Genomic DNA, 23,835 nt, shown 5'->3' on the forward strand with positions numbered 1-23,835 from the left:
GGCGCGGTCAAGCCGTCGGGCGCAGCGGCCGGGCCGGCACGCCGCCCACCACCGCCCCCTCGGGCACGTCCCCGACCACCGCCGCGCCGGCCCCGACCACGGCGCCGGCGCCGATCGCCACGCCGGGGCGGCAGCACGCCCCGGCGCCGACCAGCGCCCCCTCCCCCAGCCGCACCCCGCCGGGCAGCACCGCGCCGGGGCCGACATGCGCCGCCTCGCCCACCTCCGCATCGTGCTCGACGACGGCGCCGCTGTTGACGATGGCGAGCCGCCCGATGCGGACGCCGGCGCCGAGCACGGCGCGCGGCAGCACCACCGCCCCCTCCTCCACCACGGCGCTGCGCGCCCGCACCGCCGAGGGATGCACCAGCGCCGGCAGCGCGAAGCCGAGCGCGGCAAGGCGCGCCGCCGCCGCGCGCCGCGCCGCGTTCTCGCCGAGCGCCGCCACGGCGAGGCGGATCCCCGCCGCCCGCAGCCCCGGCAGCGCCGCCTCGGTGCCGAGCACCGGCAGGCCGAGCACCGCCTCCGCCCGCGGCGCCGCGTCCACCACGCCGATCGGGGCATAGGCGGGCAGGTCGCGCAGCAGCTCGATCAGCGCCCGCCCGTGCCCTCCCGCGCCGAGCACCACCACCGCCTCCGTCATCGCCATCCCGCCCTCAACCGCCGCGCGATTGTGCCGGAGGCCGGCCGGCGCCGCCACGCCCCGGCGCCGGCCGACGTTGGCGAAGCGGCCCCGCCGCCCGATATTGCCCGTTCCAGCCATCCCATCAGCCAGACCGTCGGAGCGGACCCGCAAGGCATGGACACCAGCGAATGGGAGATCCCGCCGGAGCTGCAGCCGGATCCCTCCGACTACGGCTTCGACCTCGACCAGGCCCTGACCGCCGTGGTGGGCGTGAAGGCGATGATCCCGCCGGACGGCTTCACGGCGCAGACCCTCGGCACGGAGCGGATCGGCAGCGGGGTGGTGATCCGCTCCGACGGGCTGGTCGCCACCATCGGCTACCTGGTGACCGAGGCGGAGACGATCTGGCTCACCACCCATGACGGCCGCGCCGTTCCCGGCCACGCCCTCGCCTACGACTTCGAGACCGGCTTCGGCCTGATCCAGGCGCTGGGGCGGCTGAACCTGCCGGCGCTGAAGCTGGAGGACGGCAAGGCGCCGCGGCCCGGTGATGCGGCGGTGCTGGCCAGCGCCGGCGGGCGCAGGCACGCGCTGCGCTGCACCGTCGCGGCGCGGCAGGAATTCGCCGGCTACTGGGAATACCTGCTGGAGGAGGCGATCTTCACCGCCCCCGCCCACCCCTCCTGGGGCGGGGCGGGGCTGATCGGGGGCGACGGCCGGCTGCTCGGCATCGGCTCCCTCGTCATGCAGCAGCAGGACGGCAAGGGGCGGCGCATCGATCTCAACATGGTGGTGCCGGCCAGCCTGCTGCCGCCGATCCTCGACGACCTGCTGGCCTACGGGCGGGTGAACCGGCCGGCGCGGCCCTGGCTCGGCCTCTACGCCACCGAGGACGAGACCGGCGTGGTGGTCAGCTCCATGGCGCGCAACGGCCCGGCGCAGCAGGCGGGACTCGAGGAGGGCGACCGCGTGGTGGCGGTGGGCGGCACCCGCATCGGCGACCTGCCCGGGCTGTGGCGCGCCGTCTGGGCCTCGGGCAACGCCGGCTGCCGGGTGCGGCTGACCATCGCCCGCGACGGCGGCATGCAGGAGGTGGTGCTGCGCTCGGCGGACCGCCGCGCCTTCCTCAAGGCGCCGCGGCTGCACTGATGGCGGAGCTCGGCCTGCTCGCGCTGCGCCGCGCGGCGCGGCGCCTGCTCGCCCCCTTCGAGGGTGCGCGCGCGCCCGGGGCCGCCCTCGGCCTGGTACGCGGCGGCGCGCTGGTGCTGCACGAGGGCGCGGGGATGGCCAGCATCGAGCTCGGCGTGCCGATCGGGCCGGAGACCTGCTTCCGCATCGCCTCGGTCAGCAAGCAGTTCACCTGCGCCGCCATCCTGCTGCTGGCGCGGGAGGGGCGCCTCTCTCCCGAGGACGACATCCGCGCCCACCTGCCGGAGCTGCCCGACCTCCGCGCCCGCATCACCCTCGACCACCTGATGCGCAACACCTCCGGCCTGCGCGACGTGCTGGAGCTGATGCGCATGGGCGGGGCCGACCTCTCGCAGCCCTGCGGCACGGAGCACCTCCTCGCCGCCATCCTCCGCCAGCGCGGGCTGAACTTCCCGCCCGGCAGCCGCTTCCTCTACTCCAACACCGGCTTCCTGCTGCTCGGCCAGGTGGTGGAGCGGGTGGCGGGCGAGCCCCTCGGCGCCTTCCTGGAGCGGCGCATCCTCCTCCCCCTCGGCATGACGCGCACGCGCCTGACGCCGGAGGCGGAAGCGGTGGTGCCCGGCCTCGCCACCGGCTACCTGCCGCGCGAGGGGGGCTTCGTCCAGGCACGGCACGGCTTCCCCCTCGGCGGCGAGGGTGGCCTCGTCTCCTGTGTCGAGGACCTGGCGCTGTGGGACCGGGCGCTGGCGACGGGCCATGTCATCGGCCGCGACCTCGCCGAGGCGCTGACGATGCAGGCGCCCTTCGCCAACGGGCGGATGAACCGCTACGCGCGCGGCCTGGAGGTGGGGGAGTATCGCGGGCTGCGCACCGTGGACCATGGCGGGCTGTGGCCCGGCTTCCGCAGCGCCTTCCTGCGCGTGCCGGACCTGTCGCTGACGGTGATCGCCCTCGCCAACCATGGCGGCGTCGATCCGCACCTGCTGGCGCAGCAGCTCCTCGACGCGGCGGTGGAGGGGCTGCCCGGCGTGCGCCCCGCCCCCGCCCCGCCGCCGCGCGCCGCGCTCGAGCCGCTGCTCGGGCGCTGGATCGAGCCGGAGACCGCGACCACGCTCGAATTCTCCCTGACCGGGGCGGGCGAGCTGCAGGCGGTGCAGCACGGCGTCCCCTTCGCCCTGGTGCCGACGGGCGACGGGCGCCTCACCGCCCGCCGCGGCGGCTTCCCCTTCCTCGTCGCCCCGCCCGAGGGCGGGGAGCTGGTGGTGGAGACCAGCGCCGGCACCCTCTCCCGCTTCCGCCGCGCCCCGGAGGGGGCGGCGCTGCCCGCCGACCTCGCCGGCCCCTGGCGCTGCGCCGAGCTCGACGCGGCGTGGAGCATCGCGCCGGAGGGTGGGGAGATGGCGGCGCGGGTCCGCGGCCCGCTGGTCTCCGCCGGGCCGTGGCGGATCACCCCCGTCGCCCCGGACGCCTTCCGGGTGCACGTCCCGGGCACGCTGTTCCCGGGCTGGCTGGACGGGCGGGTGCTGCGCGACGCCGCCGGGCGGGCCGAGGCGCTCTCGGTCAGCGGCGGCCGCGCCCGCGACCTGCGCTTCGCGCGGGAGCCGGCCTGAACAGGACCCGGCCGGGGGGAATGCATCCCCCGCCGCCTGTGGCACAGTGCCGGCAGGGAACAGGGGCGGAGGAAGCGGCATGGCCGAGGGCACCTACAACGTCGGCGACCTGGTGGCGGAGTTCCTCGCCCGCATCGGCGTCACCACCTGCTTCGGCATCGTCTCGGTGCACAACATCCCGATGCTGGACGGCATCGGGCGGCGCAACGCCATCCGCTACGTCATGGCGCGCGGCGAGATGGGCGGGGCGCACATGGCGGATGCCTACGCCCGCGTCTCCGGCCATCTCGGCGTGGTGTTCTCCTCGACCGGCCCCGGTGCGGCGAACGCCGTGCCGGGCCTCGCCGAGGCCTCCTTCGCCGGCAGCCCGGTGCTGCACATCACCGGTCAGACCGCGACGCGCCACCTCGACCGCGACATGGGCACGGTCCACGACCTGCCGGGCCAGACCGCGATGCTCGCCGCCGTGTGCAAGGCCGCCCTCCGGGTGCGCGCGGCCGAGGAGGCGCTCGGCGTGCTGACCCGTGCCGCGGCGCTGGCCCTGACCCCGCCCATGGGGCCGGTCAGCGTCGAGATCCCGATCGACGTCCAGCGCACCGCCATTCCCCGCCCCGCCGGCCTCGACACCCTGGCGCTGCCCTTGCCACCGCCTCTGCCGCCCGATCCGGCGGCCCTGGAGGAGGCGGCGGAGATCCTGGCGCGGGCGCGGCGGCCGATGCTCTGGCTCGGCAACGGCGCCAAGGGCGCGCGGGCGGAGGCGATGCGGCTGATGGAGCTCGGCTTCGGCGCCGTCAGCTCCTGGAACGGCCGCGGCATCGTGCCCGAGGACCATCCGATGACGCTCGGCGGGATGCACGGCAACGGCTCCCCCCGCGTGCAGGAATTCTACCGCGACGTGGACGCCATGCTGGTGGTGGGCAGCCGGCTGCGCGGGCACGAGACGGCGGACTTCACCCTGAAGCTGCCCTCGACGCTGATCCATGTGGACGTGAACCCGGCCGCCCGGGGCCGCACCTATCCCTGCGCGGCCTTCGTCTGCGGCGACGCCGCGCTGACCATGGCGGCGCTTGCCGAGCGGCTGCGCGGGCGGATGCGGGTGGAGCCCGGCTTCGCCGCCGAGTTCCAGGAGATGCGCCGCCGCGCCCTGGCGGAGTACCGCGAGACCCTCGGCCCCTATGCCGAATTCCCGGAGCGGCTGCGCGCGGCGCTGCCGCGCGACGCGCTCTGGGTGCGCGACGTCACCATCAGCAACTCCTCCTGGGGCAACCGCATCTTCCCGGTCTACGGCCCGCGCGATGCGGTGCACCCGGTGAGCGCGGCGATCGGGCCGGGCCTTCCCATGGGCATCGGCGCGGCGCTCGCCGGCGGGGGGCGCAAGGCCGTCGCCATGGTCGGCGACGGCGGCTTCGCGCTGAACCAGACCGAACTCTGGACCGCGGTGCAGGAACGCGCGGAGCTGGTGGTGATGGTGATGAACGACCGCGGCTACGGCGTCATCAAACACATCCAGGGTGCGCTGCAGGACGGCCGCTTCTTCTACGGCGACCTGCTGGGGCCGGACTTCCAGAAGCTCGCCGCGGTGGCCGGGCTGCCCGCCTTCCGCGTCGCCCGGACCGAGGAGCTCGGCCCGACCGTGGCGCAGGCGGTGGCGACGCCCGGCCCCTCGCTGGTCGAGGTGGACATGACGGCGATCGGCGCCTTCCCGCCCTATGCGCCCTACAGCCGCATGGGCATCTGGGCGCGCCAGGGCGGGGAGGCGGGGTAGGCCGCCTGTGCCCCCTAGCGGTAGCCGGCGCCGCCCGGGCTGTCCGCGCCCTGGCTGCGGAACTGGCCCTGCGTGTCCATGCGGTGCAGCTCGCCGGCCGCGCCGGCGGCGGCGACATTGACCCGCGGCATCGGCGGCAGGGCGGCGAGGCGCTGCAGCGTCGCCGCGCCGCCGCCCTGATAGGTGGGGGGAGACAGCAGCCGCTCCGCCGCCGCCTGATCGCCGGCGCTGAGCGCGCGGGAGGCGGCATAGAGGGAATCGATCACCGCCTGCGGTGGCGCGTCGGGCGCGATGCCGAGAGCCTGGCGGAGTTCCGCCCGCCCCTCCAGGAGCTGCCCCTCCAGCGTGCCGGTGAAGCCGCGCCAGCGCGGCCCCGTCGGCAGCTCCACCGCCAGGTATTCGTAATTCGCCACCGCGCGCGCCGCCTCGGCCGGGCGGCCGGCCAGGCGGTCGGGGGAGGAGAAGGCGCTGGCGGTGCCGATGATCGCCGCGCGCGTCGGGTCGCCCGCGCCGGTCACGGCATCCGGCGGCAGCGTCGCGGTCGGCACCGGCCCCACGGGGGCGCAGGCGGCGGCCGCGAGGGCGAGGGGAAGCGCGAGGATCGCGGCCCTGAGGCCCGGGGGTGTAGCGGTCATCTCCATTCCATCCCTACCGAGGGAGCGAGGATCCACCGCCGAGGTGGCGCCCCCCTCTTCCCCTGCCAACCTCCCGGAATGTACCGGAGTGTAACAGTGTCACCCGCCCTCGAACCGCACCAGGATGCGCGGCCGCAGGCGGCAGGGCACCACGGCCCGCACCCAGGCCCGCAGCCGCCGCGCCGCGCCGAGGCAGCGGCGCAGCGTCTCCGCCTCCGCCGGCGGCAGCAGCCCGACTTGGCGGCCGTCCCGCGTGTGCAGCGCGAGGCCGAGCGGCCCCGAGCGGCGCAGCGCCAGCCGCGCCCCCGCAGGCGGCACGGCGGCGGGCGTGGCGGCGATGACGTAGCTGTCGAAGACCGGGCCCGCCGCCTCGGCGGGGCCGGCATTCCCCTGATCGGTCATGGTCCCCCTCCCTTCGCGCATGGAGCGATTTGTGCTTGCGGTCGCTGCCAGCGCCCACAACGCGCTCAGCGCGCGGGATGATGGAAGGTTGGGCGTGGATCGGGCTGAACTGGGCGTGATGCACGGTGCTGGAACGGTTGCCATCTCGCCTGGCGGCACGGCCAGGCACGCACGCTTCGCTGAAACCGCGCCAATTCGCTACAGATCCCTCAGCACCGCCCAGAGATCCGCCTTCGCCTCGAAGCCGATGCCGGGCAGGTCGGGCATGCGGATGCGGCCGTCCACCACCGGCGTCGAATCCGCGAAGCCGCCGAAGGGGGCGAACACCTCCGGGTAGCTCTCATTGCCGCCAAGGCCGAGCCCCACCGCGATGTTCAGCGCGAACTGGTGCCCGCCATGCGGCACGCAGCGGCGCGGCGACCAGCCGTGGCTCTGCAGCATCGCGAGCGTGCGCAGATACTCCACCAGCCCGTAGGAGAGGGCGGGATCGAATTGCAGCACGTCGCGGTCGGGCCGGAGGCCGCCATGGCGGATCAGGTTGCGCGCGTCCTGCATGGAGAACAGGTTCTCCCCCGTGGCCAGCGGCTGCGGGTAGTGCTCGGCGAGCGTCGCGTGGGTGGCGTAGTCCAGCGGGTCGAGCGGCTCCTCGTACCAGCGCAGGCGGTAGGGGAGGAGGGCCGCGCCGTAGGCCAGCGCCGCGTGCAGCCCGAAGCGGCCGTTCACGTCCACGCAGAGGCGGGAGCCGTCGCCGCCGAGCAGCTTCAGCACCGCCTCGATGCGCGCGACATCCTCCTTCAGCGCCTCGCGCACCGGCGTGCCGGGCGCGCCGCCGATCTTCATCTTCACCACGCCGTAGCCGAGGTCGAGGTAGCGCTTCATCTCCTCGACCAGCGCCTCCACCCCCTTGCCGGGGTAGTAGTAGCCGCCGGCGGCGTAGACCCAGGCGCCGTCGTCGGCCTGGCCGCCGCGATAGCGGTCGGCGAGCAGCTTCCACAGCGGCACGTCCTCGAGCTTCGCCGCCGCGTCCCACAGCGCCATGTCGAGCACGCCGACGGCGACGCTGCGGTCGCCATGCCCGCCCGGCTTCTCGTTCCGCATCATCGCCGCCCAGGCGCCGGCCGGCTCCAGCCCGCCATCGGGACGGGCGAGGGCGTCCTGCGGCGCCTCGAGCAGGCGCGGGATGAAGCGCTCCCGCAGCAGACCGGGCTGCGCGTAGCGGCCGTTGGAGTTGAAGCCGTAGCCGGTGGCGCTGCGCCCGTCCCCCGCCTCCACCGTGACGGCGACGACGGAGGCGGTCATCTTCGAGAAGTCTATGTAGGCGTTGGCGATGGCGCTGCTGATCGGCACCACCGCGTCGCGGACGGAGGCGATGCGCATCACACCGCGCCCTTCGCCCGCAGCTCCCTCAGCTCCTGCTCGGTGACGCCGAACTCCGCCAGCACCTCGGCGGTGTGCTCGCCGCGCTCGGGCGTCGGCCGGCGCGGCGGCTCCACGCCCACGATGTTCATCGGGGCGCGCACCAGCGTGACCTCGCCGAGCCTCGGATGCGGCACCGGCCAGGCCAGGCCGAGATGGCGCACCTGCTCGTCGGCGAAGACCTGATCCATGGTGTAGACAGGGCCGCAGGGCACGCCGGCCTCGTTGAAGGCGCGCACCCATTCCGCGGTGGTGCGCGTCTCGGTCACCGACTGGATCAGGGCGTTGACCTTGGCGCGGTTCCTCGAGCGCAGCGCGTCCGTCGCCATGTCGGGGTCCTTCGCCTGCTCCTCGATGCCGAGCACGCCGACGATGCGCTTCCACATCTCGCCGCCGCCGCCGGCGATGTTCACCACGCCGTCCTTGGTGCGGAACAGGCCGGTCGGGATGGTGGTGGGGTGGTCGTTGCCCGCCTGCTGCGGCACCTCGCCCTTCATGGTCCAGCGCGTGGCCTGGAAGTCCATCATCGCCACCATCGCCTCCAGCAGCGAGACGTGCACCCAGCGGCCCCTGCCCGTGGCCTCGCGCTCCAGCAGCGCCACCAGGATGCCGATGGCGCAGTAGAGGCCGGCGGAGAGGTCGGCCACGGGAATGCCCGCCCGCACCGGCCCCTGGCCCGGCAGGCCGGTCACGCTCATCAGCCCGCCCATGCCCTGCGCGATCTGGTCGAAGCCCGGACGCTTCGCGTAGGGCCCGTCCTGGCCGAAGCCCGAGATCGAGCCGAGCACGATGCGCGGGTTGATGGCCGACAGCGCCTCGTAATTGATGCCGAGGCGGTCCTTCACGTCGGGGCGGTAGTTCTCCACCACCACATCGGCCTTCGCCACCATGCGCCGGAACAGGGCGAGGCCGTCGGGGTGCTTGAGGTTCAGGGTGATGCCGCGCTTGTTGCGGTGCACGTGCTGGAAGTCCGGCCCGTGGCGGTCGCCGCCCAGGCCGCTGCCGGTGTCCACCTCCTCCGGCGCCTCGATCTTGATGACGTTGGCGCCCCAGTCGGCGAGCTGGCGCACGCAGGTGGGGCCGGCGCGGACGCGGGTGAGGTCGAGCACGGTGAAGCGGGCGAGCGGCAGCATGGGTCCCTCCCTGACAGGGCCGTCCCGCCACATTGCCGCAACGGGCCGGGGCCGCAAGACGGCTTGCGCAAATCCCGCGCTCCCGTCACCTATCCCGTCCGGATCCGGGAGGGACGGCGATGGAGGAACTGCTCTACGAGGCGCGGGACGGCATCGGCTTCGTCACGCTGAACCGGCCGCAGGCGCGCAACGCCCTCACCTTCCCGATGTACGAGCGGCTGCGCGCCCTCGCCGCCGAGGTGGCGGAGGACCGCGCCGTGCGCGTCCTCGTCATCACCGGCGCCGGGGAGAAGGCCTTCGCCGCCGGCACCGACATCTCCCAGTTCACCGAGTTCCGCACCGCCGAGGACGCGCTCGCCTACGAGGAGCGGATCGACCACGTCCTCTCGGCGCTGGAAGCCTGCCCGAAGCCCACCATCGCCGCCATCGCCGGGGCCTGCACCGGGGGCGGGGCGGGCATCGCCGCGGTCTGCGACATCCGCCTCGCCGCCGCCAACGCCCGCATCGGCTTTCCCATCGCCAAGACGCTCGGCAACTGCCTGTCCATGGCGAACTACGCCCGCCTCGCGGCGCTGATCGGCCCGGCGCGGGTGATCGAGCTGGTCTACACCGCCCGCCTGATCGAGGCGGAGGAGGCGCGGGCGATCGGCCTCGTCTCCGAGGTGCTGCCGGACCACGCCGCGCTGCAGGCCCGCGCGGCGGAGCTCGCGCGCACCATCGCCTCCCACGCGCCGCTGACGCTCCGCGCCACCAAGGAGGCGATGCGGCGCCTGCGCCTCGCCGCCCGCCAGGTGCAGGGCGACGACCTGGTGACGATGTGCTTCACCAGCAACGACTTCCGGGAGGGGGTGGAGAGCTTCCTCGCCCGCCGCCCGGCCAACTGGACCGGCACCTGACCCGCGCCGGCCCGCCACCGAGGAAACGCATGACCATCACCCGCCGACACCTGCTCGCCGGCAGCGCCGCGCTGCTCGCCGCCCCCGCCCTCACCCCCGCCGGGGCACGGGCGCAGGACTGGCCGACGCGGCCGGTCACCATCCTGGTCGGTTTCGCCCCCGGCGGCGGCACCGACATCATCTCGCGCATGCTGCAGCCGACGCTGCAGCAGGATCTCGGCCAGCCGGTGGTGGTGGAGAACCGCCCGGGCGCGAGCGGCACCGTCGCCGTCTCCGCCCTCACGCGCGCCCAGCCCGACGGCTACACCCTGCTGATGACGACGATCAGCGCCTCCGCCGTGGTGCCGCCGCAGATGCGCCCGCCGCCCTTCGACATCTACCGCGACCAGATGCCGGTGGCGCTGGCCGCGACCGTGCCGCTGGTGGCGGTGGTGCCGGCCGGCTCCCCGGACCGCGACCTCAAGGGGCTGATCGAGCGGGCGCGGGCCAACCCGGGAAGGCTGAACTACTCCTCCTCCGGCGTGATGACGCAGCAGCACCTGGCGGCGGAGCTGCTCAGCCGCGCCGCCGGCATCGAGATGACGCACGTGCCCTTCCGCGGCACCGGCCAGGCGGTGAACGAGGTGGTGGCCGGGCGCATCGACATCGCCATAGACACCTTTCCCACCTACTTCCCGCACATCCGCGCGGGCCGCGTGCGGGCGCTGGCGGTGACCATGCCGCAACGGGTGGACTGGCTGCCGGACGTGCCGACCGTGGCCGAGCTCGGCTTCCCCGGCTTCGACGCCAATGTCTGGTACATGCTGATGGCGCCGCCGGGCACGCCGGCCCCCGTGGTGGAGCGGCTGGTCGGGGCGATGAACAAGGCGCTGAACGATCCGGCGCTGCGCCCGCGCATCCACGAGGCCGGCTTCATCCCGGGCGGCGGCACCCAGGCCGACGCCGCCGCGCTGCTGCGCCGCGACGCCGAGCGTTACGCGCGGCTGATCCGCGAGGCGAACATCCGCTTCGAGTAGCGCCCAGCCTTCCCTTCCCGGACGCGCCTGGCCGCCCCGGAACGATGGGGCGGCGGATGGGCGTTCATTCTGCCGGCAATCCGCTGTAGGCTGCCACCGCGGGGCGAAAGGCCCCGCGCACCGCCGTGCGGTGGAACGACACCGGGAGGGACGACATGCGTAAGGCACTGGGCGCCGCCGCCATCGCGGCGGCCGCGCTCGCGGTTCCGGCGGCGGAGGCGCAGACGCTCACCATGGGGGTGGGCGCCATCGTCAGCTCGCTCGACCCGCACTTCTACAATGTCGGCCCGAACAACGCGGTGGCGGCGACGCTGTTCAGCCGCTTCCTCGAGGCGGACGGCCAGGCGCGCATCCAGCCCGGCCTGATCGAAGGCTGGCGCGTGGTCGCGCCAGACACCTGGGAGTTCCGGCTGCGCCCGGGCGTGCGCTTCCACAACGGCGCCGAGTTCACAGCCGAGGACGTGGCCTTCACCATCGCCCGGCTGCCGACCATCGTGAACAGCCCCGGCTCCTTCGTCACCTACACGCGCGCGATCCGCGCGGTGGAGGCGGTGGACCCGCTGACGGTGCGCATCCGCACCGCCACCCCGCACCCGACGCTGCTCGTGGACCTTGCGCGCATCGCGGTGGTCAGCCGCCGCACGCACGAGGGTGCGGGCACCGACGACTTCAACGCCGGCCGCGCGGCGATCGGCACCGGCCCGTTCCGCCTGGTGCAGCACCGCCCGAGCGACCGCATCGTCATGGAGCGCTTCGAGGGCTACTGGGGCGAGAGGCCGTCCTGGCAGCGCGTGGAATACCGCATGATCACGAGCGACCCCGCGCGCACCGCGGCGCTGCTCGCCGGCGACGTGGACTTCATAGACCAGGTGCCGAGCGCGGACCTCGCGCGGCTCAGGCGCGATCCGCGCATCGTGCTCTCCGAGATCGACAGCCTGCGCAACGCCTTCCTCGCCCTCGACCATTCGCGGGACGGGCCCTCGCCCTTCGTCGCGGGGCCGGACGGGCGGCCGCTGGAGCGCAACCCGCTGCGGGACGTGCGGGTGCGCCGCGCGCTCTCCCTCGCCATAGACCGCCACGCCATCGTGGAGCGGGTGATGGAGGGCAATGCCAGCCCCAGCATGCAGTTCGTCGGCCCCGGCGTGTTCGGCCACGTGCCCGACCTCGAGGTGCCGCGGGCCGATCCGGAGGCGGCGCGGCGCCTCCTGGCCGAGGCGGGCTATCCGCAGGGCTTCCGCATCACCCTGCACGGGCCGAACGACCGCTACCAGAACGACGCCCGCACCATCCAGGCGGTGGGGCAGATGTGGACGCGCATCGGCGTGCGCACCGAGATCGAGGCGATGCCCTTCACCACCTTCATCGGAAGGGCGGGGCGGCAGGAATTCTCGGCCTTCTACGCCTCCTGGGGCAGCTCGACCGGGGAGACCTCGGCGGCGCTGCGCTCCACCCTCGCCACCTTCGACCGTGAGCGCGGCCTCGGCGCCGTCAACCGCGGCCGCTACTCGAACCCGGAATTCGACCGCACGCTGCTCGCCGCCATGGCGGAGATGGACGACGAGAGGCGCGAGAGGCTGCTGCAGGACGCGATGCGCATCGCCATCGACGACCAGGCGATCGTGCCGCTGCTGCTGTTCCGCAACGTCTGGGCCATGCGGCGCGGTCTCGAGCACGCCGCGCGGGCGGACGAGCTCACCCGGCCGCAGGATGTGCGCCTCGCCGCGCAGTGAGGACCCGGGCCACGCTTCCCCCGCCGCGGTCGCGCGCCGCGGCCGGGGGGGCGCGGCGTCACACCTCCGCCGCCGTCAGCGCCCGCCGCGCGTCGCCGCCCCACGCGCGCTCGTAGAGGTGCAGCCAGCGGTCGGCCTGGGTCAGGCCGCTGGTCACGATCTCGTCGAGCGGAGCGAGGTACACCTCCTCGCCGAGGCCGCGCGCGCGCAGCCCGTCGCGCGCGATCGCCACCATGTCGCGGGCCAGGTCGCGCACGCTCCGCCCGCGGATCGGGGCGGCGAGCGCCTGTCGCGGCACCGCCGCGCGCAGCGCGCGCATCTCCTCCACCGTCCAGCCTCGGATCAGCGCGGCCGCCGCCTTCTGCGCCGCGTCGTCGTAGAGCAGCCCCACCCAGAGCGCCGGCAGCGCCAGCAGCATCGCCGGGCTGCCCGCGTCGGCGCCGCGCATCTCCAGGAAGCGCTTGAGGCGCACCTCGGTGAAGACGGTGGTCACGTGGTCGGCGAAGTCGCCCATGGTGGCGCGCTCGCCCGGCAGGATGCCGAGCCGCCCCTCCATGAAGGCGCGGAAGCTCGCCCCGGCGGCGTCCAGCCAGCGCCCCTCGCGCATCACGAAGTACATCGGCACGTCGAGGACCCATTCGGCGAAGCGCTCGAAGCCGAAGCCCTGCTCGAACACCACCTCGGGGATGCCGGTGCGGTCGGGGTCGGTGTCGGTCCAGACATGGGCCCGCAGGCTGCGGAAGCCGCTCGGCCGCCCCTCGGCGAAGGGGGAGTTGGCGAACAGCGCGGTGGCCACCGGCTGCAGCGCCAGGGAGACGCGCAGCTTCTCCACCATGTCGGCCTCCTCGCCGTAGTCGAGGTTGGCCTGCACGGTGCAGGTGCGCAGCATCATGTCGAGTCCGAGCGAGCCGACCTTCGGCATGTAGCCGCGCATGATGGCGTAGCGCCCCTTCGGCATCCACGGCATCTCCTCCCGCCGCGCCAGCGGGTGGAAGCCGAGCGGGGCGAAGCCGAGGTCGAGCGGCGCCGCGGCCTCGTGCACCTCCCGGATATGCGCGGTGAGCTCCTCCCGCGTCTGGTGCAGGTCGGCGAAGACCGCGCCGGAGAGTTCGAGCTGGCCCGCCGGCTCCAGGCTGATCGCGGCGCCGCCGCGCTTCAGCCCGATCGGGTTGCCGCGGTCGAGGATCGGCTCCCAGCCGCGCGCCAGCATCCGCTCGAGCAGCGCGCGGATGCCGTCCGGCTCGTAGGCGGGCGGCGCCAGCCCGGCGCGGCGGAAGCCGAACTTCTCGTGCTCGGTGCCGACCTTCCACGCCGCGCGCGGCTTGCTGCCGGCGGCGAACCATTCGGCGAGCTGGCGCACCGAGGTGATGGGCGTCAGATCCGCCTCGCCGGGATTGGACATGTGCCCTTCCGTTTCGCGCCGCCGTCAGGGGCAGAACGCCCGGCGGGTCATGGGGTGGCCCAGTCGCCGGCCAGCGCCTGCAGCACGGCGAGGCCGGCGACCGCCGCCGTCTCGGCACGCAGGATGCGCGGCCCGAGGGCGACCGGCGAAACAAAGGGTCGCCGGAGGAGGTCGTCAAGCTCCGCCCGCTCGAACCCGCCTTCCGGGCCGACCAGCCAGGCGAGCGGCGGGCGGAGACGTTGCGCCGCCGCGGCGATGGGCGGCGCCCCCCGCCGCTCGGCGCCGACCAGCAGCGGCGCGCCGTCCCAGGCGTCGAGCACGGCGTGCAGCGGCTGCGCCTCGGCCAGGCGCGGCACCGCGAGGCGCTCGGACTGCTCCGCCGCCTCCCGCGCGATGGCGGCGAGGCGGGCGGCGTTGACGCGGTCGGCGACGCTGCGGCGGGTGAGCACGGGCTGGATCAGCGTGGCGCCGAGTTCGGTCGCCTTCTCCGCCGCCCAGCCCATGGCGTCGCGCTTCAGCGCCGCCAGCAGCAGGCGCAGCTCCGGCTCCGGCGCCTGCGGGCGGGTTTGGCGCTCCGGCACCAGCACGGCGCGGTCCCTGCGCAGCGCGGCGATGCGCGCCGCCCACTCGCCGTCGCGGCCGTTGAACAGCAGCACCGCATCGCCCGCCGCGCGGCGCAGCACGCCGCCGAGGTAGTGGGCCTGGGCCGGCGAGGCGGGCAGCTCGCGGCCCGCCTCCAGCGGCTGGTCGGTGTAGAGGCGCGGGATGGACATGGCGGCTTCCGCCCGCTCTATACACCGCGTGCAGGGCTACACCGACATCCGCGAGGGCGTCCTCGCCCGCCTGCCGCGGGGCTGGCGGCCCTACGCGCTGCTGATGCGGCTCGACCGCCCGATCGGCGCCTGGCTGCTGTTCCTGCCTGGGCTCTGGGCCATCGCCCTCGTCGCCCCCTCCTGGGCGGAGGGGCTGCGCCTCGTCCTCCTCTTCGCCCTCGGCGCGGTGGTGACGCGCGGCGCGGGCTGCGTGGTGAACGATTTGTGGGACCGGGAGCTGGACCGGCGGGTGGAGCGCACGCGGGGCCGCCCGCTCGCCTCCGGCGCCGTCACGCCGCGCCAGGCGCTGGCCTTCCTCGCCGCGCTCGGGGCGGTCTCCCTCGCCATCCTGTTCCAGCTCAACGCCGTCGCCATCCTGGTCGGGCTGGCCGCGCTGGTGCCGGTGGTGCTCTACCCGCTGGCGAAGCGGGTGACCGACTTCCCCCAGGCGGTGCTCGGCATCACCTTCGGCTGGGGGGCGCTGCTCGGCTCCGCCGCGGCGACCGGCACGCTGGGCTGGGAGGCGGCCCTGCTCTACGCCGCCTCCTTCGCCTGGATCCTCGGCTACGACACGATCTACGCGCACCAGGACCGGGAGGACGACGCGCTGGTCGGCATCCGCTCCACCGCGCGGCGCTTCGGGGAGCGGACGCGGCCCTTCCTCGCGGCCTGCTACGCCACGGCGGTCGCGCTGCTCGCCCTTGCCGGCTGGGTGGCGGGGCTGAACGGCTGGTTCTACCTGGCGCTCCTGCTGCCGGCGGCGCTGCTGGCCCGGCAGGTGCGCGCGCTCGACATCCACGACCCCGCGCACTGCCTGCGCCTGTTCAAGGCCAACCGCGAGGTCGGGCTGGCGGCGGCGCTGGCGATCCTGGTCGGCAGGCTTTGACCCGCGGCGCGGACAGCCGCCACACCGGCCCTGACCGCGCGGCGGAGTTCATCAGGGCGCACACCGCCATCGCCCGCGCCCCCCTGGTGCCCGAACTCGCGCTGCACCTCGCCACCGAGATCACCCCGATCTGGCAGGCAACCGAGGGCTGGCTGGCGCGGGAGGGGGTGGCGCCGCCCTTCTGGGCCTTCGCCTGGCCGGGTAGCCAGGCCATGGCCCGGCTGATCCTGGACGCGCCGGGGCGCGTCGCCGGCCACCGCGTGCTGGACTTCGCCGCCGGCTGCGGCCTCGCCGCCATCGCCGCGGCGCGGGCCGGCGCGGCGGCGGTGGAGGCGGCGGAGATAGATCCGCTGGCCTGCGCCGCCATCCGGCTGAACGCGGCGCTGAACGGCGCTTCCGTCGCGGTGCTGGAGGGCGACCTGGTGGGCGCCCCCTGCCGCTGGGACCGGGTGCTGGCCGGCGATGTCTGCTATGAGGCGCCGATGGCCCGCCACATCCTGCCCTGGCTGCGCGCCCTGGCGGCCGCCGGGGCCGAGGTGTGGCTGGCCGATCCCGGCCGCGCCTACCTGCCGCGCGAGGGGCTGGAGCCGCTCGCCCGCTTCCGCGTGCCGACCACCCGCGAACTCGAGGACCGCGAGGAGCGCGAGGTCACCCTCTACCGCCTGCTGCCCTGACCCCGCCGCCATGGCGCCGCCACGATGCGGCGCGACCCCGCCGCCATGGCGCCGCCACGATGCGGCGCGACCCTGCCGCCATGCCCCGCCCGTGCCTCGCCCTGCTGCTGCTGGCCCTGGCCGCGCCCGCCGCGGCGCAGAGCGGCGGCACCACGCGCTTCTACGATGCCACGGGCCGCTACCAGGGTCGCGCCGAGGAACGGCAGGGCACCACCCGCCATTATGACGCCATGGGCCGCTACCAGGGCCGGTCCGAGACGCGGGACGGCACCACCCGCCACTACGACTCCCTGGGCCGCTACCAGGGCCGGACGGAGCGGCGCGACGGCACCGCGCACCGCTACGACGCGCAGGGGCGCTACCAGGGCCGGCAGGAGCGGCGCTGAGTCCCCTCCCCATCCCGGCGCCTGCGTTCCCCGCCTCGCATCGCCGTGGCGCGGCTCCGCGGATGCGGCCGATCCGCTCCCGGGCGCCGGCGCGTGCCCGGCTTCGCCGCACGAGCGCCTGATCCGCGGAGGCGTTCCTCGCCGGAGCGGTGACTCAGCCGCCCGGCAAGGGCGCCTGATCCGTAGAGGTGGGAGCGGCGAAGCGGCGGGCGCGCAGGTCGCGCGGGCGGGATCCGGCCCTACCGCGTCGCCTGCTCCAGGAAGCGGAGCAGCGCCGCCAGATCCTCCGCCTCGCCCACCGTCTGCACCGGCATCTTGGTGCCCGGCGTCACCACGTCCGGGCCACGGGTGAAGAGGTCGGCCACCGTCTCCGGGGTCCAGACGATGTCGCCCCGCGCCAGCCGCTCGGAATAGGGATAGCCGGGCACGCTGCCCATGCGCCGCCCGAACAGGCGGTGCAGGTGCGGCCCGGCCATCGGCCCGGCATCCGGGGTCAGCGCGTGGCAGGCGGCGCAGGCGCGGAACACATGCGCGCCATGCGGGTCGAGCCCCTCCCGCGCCGCCTCCTCCGCCGCTGGGGCGAGCGGGCCGAGCGGCGCGCCCGTCGCCGCCTCCCAGCGCCGCACCAGCCGGTCCTGCCCGCCCGTCCAGAGCGTGCGCCCATCGGGGGCGAAGGCCACCGACCAGACCGGGAAGCCCGGCCCCTCCAGCGCGCGGTGCGGCCGCCCCTCCGGCAGCGCCCAGAGCGTCACGGTGCCGCCGAGCGTCGCCGCGGCCAGCATCCGCCCGTCCGGCGCCACGGCCAGCGCCACCACCGGCCGCGTGCCGGCGGCGAGGTCGCGCACCGTTCCCTCCGGCGAGACCAGGCGGATGGTCCCGTCCGCCCCGGCGCTCGCCAGGCTGCCGTCCGGAAGGGCGGCGAGCGCGTTCTGCGGCAGGCCGAGCGCGGCCAGCACCTCGCCCGCATCCTCCTCCCGGCGCGGATCCCACAGCCGCAGCGTGCCGTCGTAGCCGGCGCTGGCCAGCCGCCCGTCGGCGCGCCAGGCCAGCGCGTTCACCGGCCCGGCATGGCCCGCCAGCACCCGCGCCGTCCCGTCCGGGCGCCAGAGGCGGACCGTCGCATCCCACCCCGCGGAGGCCAGCATCCCGTCCGGTCCCGCGGCGAGGGCGGCGACAGGGGCGGCGTGCCCCTCCAGCACCCGCTCCGGCGCCTCCGCCCCACCGGGCGGCCAGAGGGCGATCCGCCCGTCCTCGGCGCCGCTCGCGAAGCCGCCGCCGGGACGGGGAGCGAGGGCGTTCACCGCCCCCCCGTGCCAGCGCAGCACGCGCAGCGCCCGGCCGGAGACCGGGTCCCACAGGATCACCGCATGGTCGAATCCGGCCGAGGCGAGGCGCCCGCCCTCCGCCAGGGGCAGCAGGGCGCGCACCGGGCCGCCATGGCCGGCGAGGTCCTGCGCCGCCGCCAGGGCGGGCAGCAGCAGGCCGAGGCAGAGGGTTCGCAGCAGCCGGCGCATGGCCGCAGCCTCTGCCCCGGATGCGACGGCGACGCCAGGGTCTTCCCGCTCAGAACCGCAGGAGCCGGCCGGCCGGCGGCCACAGCGTCACGATCTCGGCGCGGAACAGCAGGATCGCCACCACGGCGCCGAGCACCACCAGCACCGTCGTCACCCAGGCGACCACCAGCGTCCGGTCGCGCGGCGGCGCATCGCCGAGCGGCGGCAGGGGCGGCTCGATCGGCTGCGGCGCGCGCCGCGCCAGCGGGTGCGGCGGCGGGCGGGGCCGGTCCGGCGCCGGCGCCTGGGGCGGCTCCGCCGGCGCGGGCGGGCGCGGCGCCTCGGGCCGCGCCGCCCATTCGTGGCCGCAGCGGGCGCAGCGCAGCCGCCGCCCGGGGCCGACCAGCCGGTCGGGCACCTCGTAGGCGGCGGCGCAGGCGGGGCAGGTGATGCGCATGCGCCATCACTCTGCGGCGGCCATGCAACGGCGACAAGCGCCCCGAACCCGGTTGGCGCGGCGCGCGCGCGGCGTCATTGTCCGCGCCCATGGTGCGCTTCACCGGCGTCGGGCTGCGCTACGCGGCCCCGGGCACGACTGGCCTGCACGAGAGGGAGCCGGAGGTGCTGCGCGACCTCTCCTTCACCCTGCCCGAGGGCAGCTTCCACTGGCTGCTCGGCCCCTCGGGGGCGGGCAAATCCTCGCTGCTGCGGCTGATGCAGCTTGCGCTGCGCCCGACGCGCGGCGAGGTGGAGGTGCTCGGCTTCCGCGTCGCCTCGGCGCGGCGGGCCACCCTGCCGCGCCTGAGGCGCCGCATCGGCGTGGTGCACCAGGATTTCCGCCTGCTGCCGCACCTCTCCTGCTTCGACAACATCGCCCTGCCGCTGCGCATCGCCGGCTACCAGGAGGCGCAGATCCGCGCCGACGTGACGGAGATGATCCGCTGGGTCGGCCTGGAGGGACGGGCGGAGGCGCTGCCCGCGCGCCTGTCGGGCGGGGAGCAGCAGCGGGTGGCGATCGCGCGCGCCGTGGTGATCCGCCCCGCCCTGCTGGTCGCCGACGAGCCGACGGGAAACCTCGACGCGGTGCAGGCGCACCGCGTGCTGGCGCTGCTGAGGGAGATGCACCGGCTCGGCACCACCGTCGTCGTCGCCACCCATTCCGAGATGCTGGTGGACGCCTACCCGGCGCCGTGCCTGCGCCTCGAATCGGGAAGGCTCGTCGAGCATGGCTGACGGCCACCTCCCCCCGGGCGCGGCGGCGCCGCGCCGCCTGGCGCCGCCACGGCGCAGCCGCGGACGCGATCCGCTCGGGCTGCGCCGCGCGCTCGCCGACCGCGTGCTGCCGGCGCTGGTGGCGGCGATGGTGCTGCTGGCGGCGCTGACCCTGGCCGGCGCGCAGGGCGCCTCGGCGGTCGCGGCGCGCTGGGAGGCGGGGGCGGCGGCGGCGATGACGGTGCAGCTTCCCGCCGGCACGCCCGCGGCGCGGATCCGCGCCGCCCTCGCCGCGCTCGACGCCCTGCCCGAGGTGGCGGAGGCGCGGGCGATGGACGAGGCGCGCCTCGCCGCCCTGCTCCGCCCCTGGCTCGGCGAGGCACCGGCGCTGCCGCTGCCGGTGGTGATCGAGCTCCGCCTCGCCGCCCTGCCCGCCGTGCCGGAGGCGCTGGCGGCGCGCATCGCCGAGGCGGTGCCGGAGGGGGCGGTGGAGGCGCACGGCGTCTGGGTGGCGCGGCTGGTGACGCTGGCGCGCAGCCTGCAGGCGGTGGCGCTCGCGGCGCTGACGCTGGTGGGCGGCCTCGCGGTGGCGGTGGTGACGGTGGCGGTACGCGCCGGCATCGCGGCGCGGCGGCAGGCGATCGGCGTCCTGCACGAGCTCGGCGCCACCGATGCCGACATCGCCGGGCGCTTCGCGGCGCGGACGGCGCTGCTCGTGGGCACGGGCGGGCTGCTCGGCACGCTGGCGGCGGTGCCGCTGCTGCTCGGCTTCGCCGACCTGGCGGCGCCGCTGCTCGGCGGGCGGGCGGCGACCTCGCTGTGGACCCTGCCCTGGGGCAGCCTGCCCTGGGCCTGGCTTGCCCTGCTGCCGCCCCTTTCCGCCGCGCTCGGCTGGCTGACCGCGCAGGCGACGCTGCGGCTGTGGCTGCGACGCCTGCCGTGAGGCGCCGGGGCGCGCTCGGCCGCGCGCTGCGGGCGCTGGCGGGGGCGGGGGCGCTCGGCCTGCTGCTGCTCGGCCTCGGCTTCCTCTGGTTCCTCGACGCCGCCGCGGCGACGCCGGAAAGCCCGCTGCGCCCGACGGACGGCATCGCCGTGCTCACCGGCGGCGCGGAGCGGGTGCAGACCGGGCTGCGCCTGCTCGCCGAGGGCCGGGCGCGGCGGCTGCTGGTCTCGGGCGCGCATCCGGACGCCACCCTCGCCGACCTCGCCCGCGCGCACGGGATGGAGGCGGCGGCGCTGGCCGGACGCGTCGCGCTCGGGCGGGAGGCGCGCAGCACCCGGGGCAACGCGGCGGAGATCGCCGCCTGGGCGCGGCGCGAGGGGATGGGCTCGATCCGCGTGGTGACGGCGGGCTACCACATGCCGCGCGCCATGCTGGAGCTGCGCCGCGCGCTGCCCGAGGCGGTGCTGGTGCCGCATCCGGTGGTGCCGCCGCCGCTGCGCGAGGCGGCGGCGGTCGGTCGCTCCCGCACCTGGTCGCTGCTGGTGGGGGAGTATCTGAAGCTGCTCGGCGCCTGGGCGGGGATGAGCCGCCTCCCCACGCCGCCGCCCGCGGCCTGAGGCCCCCTGTGCCGGAGCCCGCGGCGCCGATATCACGCCCCCGGGCGGCCCCGCCCCTGCCATGCCTCGCCCCGCGGCGGGCGCTTTTCCGGAACCTGCGGCGATGATCTGGCTCCGCTCGGCGCTGTTCAACCTGGCCTTCTATCTCGGCAGCGCCGCGCTCGCGGTGCTGGCGCTGCCGCTGCTGCTGGCGCCGCGCCGGGCGGTGGTGGCGGTGATGCGGCTGTGGTCGCGGGCGGTGCTGGCGCTGCTGCGCGCGGTCTGCGGCATCCGCGTACGGGTGGTGGGGGCGGAGCACCTGCCACGCACCGGCGCGGCGCTGATCGCGGCCAAGCACCAGTCGGCCTTCGACACCATCGTCTGGCTCGGCCTGCTGCCCGACGCCGCCTACGTGCTCAAGCGCGAATTGCTGCACCTGCCCGTCTATGGCTGGCTCGCGCGCAAGGCGCGAATGATCGCGGTGGACCGTCGGGCCGGGCCCGCCGCCATGCGCCACCTGATCCGCGCCGGGCGGGAGGCGGCGGCGGAGGGGCGGCAGATCGTCATCTTCCCCGAGGGCACGCGGGTCGCGCCCGGTGCCCGGGTGCGCTACCAGCCGGGAATCGCCGCCCTGGCCGCGGCGACCGGCCTGCCGGTGATCCCGGCCGCCACCGACAGCGGCCTGTACTGGGCCCGGCGCGCCTTCCTCAGGCGCCCCGGGGTCATCACCCTGTCGATCCTGCCTCCGCTGCCCCCCGGCCTGCCGCGGGAGGCGCTGATGACGCGGCTCGAGCAGGCGATCGAGGAGGAATCGCAGCGCCTGCTCGCCGGGCCCGCCGCGAAGGGGGGCGAGGCCTGTGGATAAATCCGTGGATGAGGCCGCGCGGCGGCTTTGTCCACATGCGAGAGGCAGGCCGCAAGTCCCTGCGATTCCCTGGACTCCGCACCGCCGGAAGGGGCGGGATGGAATCTATCCACAGCCGCGCGCCGCACACAAGTCATTGAATACAAAAGATTTGCCTCGGGCGGCCCTTGTGGCGGCGCAACATGCCCAGGCAGGCAGGGAAGCCGCAACAGGGCGCGCCGGCGGCGTCCCCAGCCATGGCGGACCGGTTGTGGACAAATTGTCGGAAAAACCCGGTGGTTACGCGGGCGGAAGCAGGGCCGCGACGCGATCCAGGCCCGCATCTCTTACCCCCATTGCGCGAAGATGCGCAACCGTATTCAACAGATAGTCGCGGTTCGGCCCCGCCTGCCCCACGCCGCGGGCGATCGCCGCCGCGGCGGCCTGCGGGCAGAGCCGGCAGTAGCTGGGATGCCGCCGGTTGGCGACGAAGGCGACGGCGCGCACCTCCCGCCCGCTGTCGAGCAGCCGCACCGGCAGCAGGCGTCGCTCGTACACCGCCTCGGCCGTCGGCATCTCCCGCTCCTGCAGGTAGGCGAGCACTGCCTCGGCGGCCGCCCCCGGCACCCGGAAGGCGACGCCGCGGCAGGCGCCGCCGCGGTCGAGGCCGAGCACCAGGCCGGGCGCCTCCGGCGTGCCGCGATAGAGGCGGCTCCACAGGCAGAAGCGGCGGTGCCAGCCCCGCAGCAGGGCCGGGTGCATCTCCGTGTAGGGGAAGCCCGGCTTCCAGATCAGCGAGCCGTAGCCGAACACGTAGAGGTGCCCGTCCGCCTCCAGCTCGGGCGCGGCCGGGGGCAGCAGCGTGTCGGCAGACAGGAGGGGCGTGGCGTCGGGCATCTCGGGCGGGCAGGCTGCGCCGGGCCGCGTTCATGAAGCATGAACGCCGATCCGCCTCCTTCCCGGACCCGAAGGGGGAGGAGCGGAGGCGCGCCCCGCGCATTCGCGTCCGTCCGCGGGCCGGCCTATACCGCCGCCGACCATGCCCGCCAAGCCGCCATCGCGGGGCCGCGCCGGCCGCCTGGCCCTCCGCGCCCTGACCGGCCTCGCCCTGCTGCTCGCCCTCGCCGCCGCCGGCCATGCCGTGCTGTGGCGGCACATGGCCACCAGCCTGGAGCGGGGCTTCGCCGCCTGGGCCGAAGCGCGCCGCGCCCAGGGCTGGCGCATCGAGCACGGCCCTGCGGAGCGCGGCGGCTGGCCGTTCAGCGCCACCCTCGCCCTGCCCGGCTTCCGCATGCAGGGCGCCGCCGCCACCCTGCCGGGGGGGATGGACTGGCGCAGCGAGGGCATCGTCCTGCGCCTCACCCTGCCTCGGCTCGACCGGCTGGTGGTGGAGATGCCGGGCCGGCACCGCCTGCGGCTCGGCGATGCCGAGATCCCCTTCGCCGCCGACCGGCTGCGGGCGACGATGCCCATCGAGCGCCACGTGCTGCCGCGCGAGGCGGCGCTGGAGGCGGAGCGGCTGCGCCTCGCCACCGCCGCCGGGCCGCTGGAGCTGCGCCGCGCCTGGCTCGAGGTGGAGACGCGCAGCACCGCGATCGAGGGCGAGCCCGCCCTCGCGCTGCGCGGCACCGCCGAGGAGGTGGCGCTGCCCCCCGGCCTCGCCCCCGCGGGCGTCGCGGCGCTCGGGCGCGTGGTGCAGGGGGCGGAGCTCGACCTGGCGCTGAGCGGGCCGGTGCCGCCGGGCCGCCACCCCGCCGACCGCGCCGGGGCCTGGCGCGACGGCGGCGGCACGCTGGAGCTGCGCAGCCTTGTCCTGCGCTGGGGCCCCGCCACCGCCACCGCCGCCGCCACCCTGACGCTCGACGAGGCGCTGCAGCCGATGGGGGCGGGCCTGCTGCGCCTGGCCGGCGGGACGCAGGTGATCGAGGCCGCCGCCGCCTCGGGGCTGCTGTCTCCTTCCGGCGCCGCCACGGCGCGGATGGCGCTGCGCCTGATCCAGCGCCCCTCGCCCGAGGGCGGGCCGCCGCAGGCCGAGGTGCCGCTGACCCTGGAAGGGGGGGTGCTGAGCCTCGCCCGCCTTCCCCTCGCCCGGCTGCCGGAATGGCGCTGGCCGGGGCGGCCGTGACGCCGGGGGTTCCCTCCCCCGCGGCGGGCACCTATACTCCGCTCATGCTGCGTGATCGGCTCCTCACCGCGCGAATTACCGGCCC

Annotated in this window: 24 protein-coding genes; 14 read left to right on the forward strand and 10 right to left on the reverse strand. The window is 75.9% G+C overall.

All coding sequences use genetic code 11. The annotated features are described in order from the left end of the window. Positions 1-7: 7 nt before the first annotated feature. Entirely contained in the window at positions 8-649 is a 642-nt protein-coding gene (locus ET526_RS10405) for a NeuD/PglB/VioB family sugar acetyltransferase (RefSeq protein ID WP_158295555.1), read from the reverse strand. Positions 650-799: 150 nt separating this feature from the next. On the opposite strand from ET526_RS10405, the gene ET526_RS10410 reads away from it, so the two are divergent. The 3 genes from ET526_RS10410 to ET526_RS10420 all read left to right on the forward strand — a co-directional run bounded on the left by ET526_RS10410 (position 800) and on the right by ET526_RS10420 (position 5,149). Further along, positions 800-1,774 (forward strand): S1C family serine protease, encoded by a 975-nt coding sequence (locus tag ET526_RS10410; RefSeq protein WP_135467630.1) that lies wholly within the window; start codon positions 800-802, stop codon positions 1,772-1,774. After that, the gene (locus ET526_RS10415) at positions 1,774-3,384 is read left to right on the forward strand and encodes a serine hydrolase domain-containing protein (protein ID WP_135467631.1); all 1,611 of its coding nucleotides are present in this window, start codon (positions 1,774-1,776) and stop codon (positions 3,382-3,384) included. Before ET526_RS10410 ends, ET526_RS10415 begins: the two co-directional genes overlap by 1 nt. Before the next feature lie 79 nt (positions 3,385-3,463). Further along, positions 3,464-5,149 (forward strand): thiamine pyrophosphate-binding protein, encoded by a 1,686-nt coding sequence (locus ET526_RS10420; protein ID WP_135467632.1) that lies wholly within the window; start codon positions 3,464-3,466, stop codon positions 5,147-5,149. 14 nt (positions 5,150-5,163) lie between these two features. Here the strand turns inward: ET526_RS10420 and ET526_RS10425 are convergent, their stop codons facing one another. The 4 genes from ET526_RS10425 to ET526_RS10440 all read right to left on the reverse strand — a co-directional run bounded on the left by ET526_RS10425 (position 5,164) and on the right by ET526_RS10440 (position 8,735). Further along, a complete protein-coding gene (locus ET526_RS10425; protein ID WP_135467633.1) occupies positions 5,164-5,784 on the reverse strand; it encodes a hypothetical protein in 621 nt (206 codons plus the stop codon). Between the two features lie 99 nt (positions 5,785-5,883). Then, positions 5,884-6,186, reverse strand: a complete 303-nt coding sequence (locus ET526_RS10430; protein WP_135467634.1) for a hypothetical protein — start codon at positions 6,184-6,186, stop codon at positions 5,884-5,886. A gap of 198 nt (positions 6,187-6,384) precedes the next feature. Continuing rightward, a complete protein-coding gene (locus ET526_RS10435; protein ID WP_135467635.1) occupies positions 6,385-7,563 on the reverse strand; it encodes an enolase C-terminal domain-like protein in 1,179 nt (392 codons plus the stop codon). After that, positions 7,563-8,735: a CaiB/BaiF CoA transferase family protein gene (locus ET526_RS10440; protein WP_135467636.1), complete on the reverse strand. Its 1,173-nt coding sequence runs from the start codon at positions 8,733-8,735 to the stop codon at positions 7,563-7,565. The genes ET526_RS10435 and ET526_RS10440 overlap by 1 nt, the downstream gene beginning before the upstream one ends. Before the next feature lie 119 nt (positions 8,736-8,854). On the opposite strand from ET526_RS10440, the gene ET526_RS10445 reads away from it, so the two are divergent. The 3 genes from ET526_RS10445 (at position 8,855) to ET526_RS10455 (ending at position 12,377) form a co-directional block, all read left to right on the forward strand. Then, positions 8,855-9,631, forward strand: coding sequence for an enoyl-CoA hydratase (locus tag ET526_RS10445; RefSeq protein ID WP_135467637.1), 777 nt, complete (start codon positions 8,855-8,857; stop codon positions 9,629-9,631). 29 nt (positions 9,632-9,660) lie between these two features. Beyond that, complete coding sequence (locus tag ET526_RS10450) at positions 9,661-10,647, forward strand: Bug family tripartite tricarboxylate transporter substrate binding protein (RefSeq protein WP_135467638.1); 987 nt, start codon at positions 9,661-9,663, stop codon at positions 10,645-10,647. A 155-nt stretch (positions 10,648-10,802) separates the two neighbouring features. Further along, on the forward strand, positions 10,803-12,377 hold the full coding sequence (locus ET526_RS10455) for an ABC transporter substrate-binding protein (protein WP_135467639.1): 1,575 nt from the start codon (positions 10,803-10,805) through the stop codon (positions 12,375-12,377). A 58-nt stretch (positions 12,378-12,435) separates the two neighbouring features. Here ET526_RS10455 and ET526_RS10460 read toward each other — a convergent pair whose 3' ends face one another. Together ET526_RS10460 and ET526_RS10465 are read right to left on the reverse strand one after the other, a co-directional pair. Further along, positions 12,436-13,779, reverse strand: coding sequence for a glutamate--cysteine ligase (locus tag ET526_RS10460; protein WP_135467640.1), 1,344 nt, complete (start codon positions 13,777-13,779; stop codon positions 12,436-12,438). 47 nt (positions 13,780-13,826) lie between these two features. Continuing rightward, the gene (locus ET526_RS10465; protein WP_135467641.1) at positions 13,827-14,552 is read right to left on the reverse strand and encodes a 16S rRNA (uracil(1498)-N(3))-methyltransferase; all 726 of its coding nucleotides are present in this window, start codon (positions 14,550-14,552) and stop codon (positions 13,827-13,829) included. Here ET526_RS10465 and ubiA point away from each other — a divergent pair. The 3 genes from ubiA to ET526_RS10480 all read left to right on the forward strand — a co-directional run bounded on the left by ubiA (position 14,545) and on the right by ET526_RS10480 (position 16,537). Next, positions 14,545-15,477: a 4-hydroxybenzoate octaprenyltransferase gene (ubiA, locus tag ET526_RS10470; protein WP_135467642.1), complete on the forward strand. Its 933-nt coding sequence runs from the start codon at positions 14,545-14,547 to the stop codon at positions 15,475-15,477. The two genes, ET526_RS10465 and ubiA, sit on opposite strands and share 8 nt — an antisense overlap. Next, positions 15,474-16,151, forward strand: a complete 678-nt coding sequence (locus tag ET526_RS10475; protein ID WP_135467643.1) for a class I SAM-dependent methyltransferase — start codon at positions 15,474-15,476, stop codon at positions 16,149-16,151. Before ubiA ends, ET526_RS10475 begins: the two co-directional genes overlap by 4 nt. Before the next feature lie 80 nt (positions 16,152-16,231). Beyond that, entirely contained in the window at positions 16,232-16,537 is a 306-nt protein-coding gene (locus tag ET526_RS10480; protein ID WP_240048349.1) for a type IV secretion protein Rhs, read from the forward strand. Positions 16,538-16,776: 239 nt separating this feature from the next. Here the strand turns inward: ET526_RS10480 and ET526_RS10485 are convergent, their stop codons facing one another. Beyond that, on the reverse strand, positions 16,777-18,051 hold the full coding sequence (locus ET526_RS10485; protein WP_135467645.1) for a hypothetical protein: 1,275 nt from the start codon (positions 18,049-18,051) through the stop codon (positions 16,777-16,779). 49 nt (positions 18,052-18,100) lie between these two features. Beyond that, positions 18,101-18,487 (reverse strand): zinc-ribbon domain-containing protein, encoded by a 387-nt coding sequence (locus ET526_RS10490; RefSeq protein ID WP_135467646.1) that lies wholly within the window; start codon positions 18,485-18,487, stop codon positions 18,101-18,103. 89 nt (positions 18,488-18,576) lie between these two features. Here ET526_RS10490 and ET526_RS10495 point away from each other — a divergent pair, with 89 nt between their 5' ends. From ET526_RS10495 to ET526_RS10510, 4 genes are all read left to right on the forward strand, one after another. Beyond that, the gene (locus tag ET526_RS10495) at positions 18,577-19,263 is read left to right on the forward strand and encodes a cell division ATP-binding protein FtsE (protein WP_135467647.1); all 687 of its coding nucleotides are present in this window, start codon (positions 18,577-18,579) and stop codon (positions 19,261-19,263) included. Further along, positions 19,256-20,185: a cell division protein FtsX gene (locus tag ET526_RS10500; protein ID WP_135467648.1), complete on the forward strand. Its 930-nt coding sequence runs from the start codon at positions 19,256-19,258 to the stop codon at positions 20,183-20,185. The genes ET526_RS10495 and ET526_RS10500 overlap by 8 nt, the downstream gene beginning before the upstream one ends. After that, on the forward strand, positions 20,182-20,802 hold the full coding sequence (locus tag ET526_RS10505) for a YdcF family protein (protein WP_240048350.1): 621 nt from the start codon (positions 20,182-20,184) through the stop codon (positions 20,800-20,802). Before ET526_RS10500 ends, ET526_RS10505 begins: the two co-directional genes overlap by 4 nt. 103 nt (positions 20,803-20,905) lie before the next feature. Further along, a complete protein-coding gene (locus ET526_RS10510; RefSeq protein WP_135467649.1) occupies positions 20,906-21,646 on the forward strand; it encodes a lysophospholipid acyltransferase family protein in 741 nt (246 codons plus the stop codon). 279 nt (positions 21,647-21,925) lie between these two features. Here ET526_RS10510 and ET526_RS10515 read toward each other — a convergent pair whose 3' ends face one another. Then, a complete protein-coding gene (locus ET526_RS10515; RefSeq protein WP_135467650.1) occupies positions 21,926-22,522 on the reverse strand; it encodes a gamma-glutamylcyclotransferase in 597 nt (198 codons plus the stop codon). Between the two features lie 142 nt (positions 22,523-22,664). On the opposite strand from ET526_RS10515, the gene ET526_RS10520 reads away from it, so the two are divergent. Then, positions 22,665-23,750 carry a DUF2125 domain-containing protein gene (locus ET526_RS10520; RefSeq protein ID WP_135467651.1) on the forward strand — a complete coding sequence of 362 codons (1,086 nt, stop codon included), beginning with the start codon at positions 22,665-22,667 and terminating at the stop codon, positions 23,748-23,750. The last annotated feature ends 85 nt before the right edge of the window (positions 23,751-23,835 follow it).

It is taken from the genome of Crenalkalicoccus roseus (genome assembly GCF_004761865.1).
In the GTDB taxonomy this organism is placed as follows: Bacteria; Pseudomonadota; Alphaproteobacteria; order Acetobacterales; family Acetobacteraceae; genus Crenalkalicoccus; species Crenalkalicoccus roseus.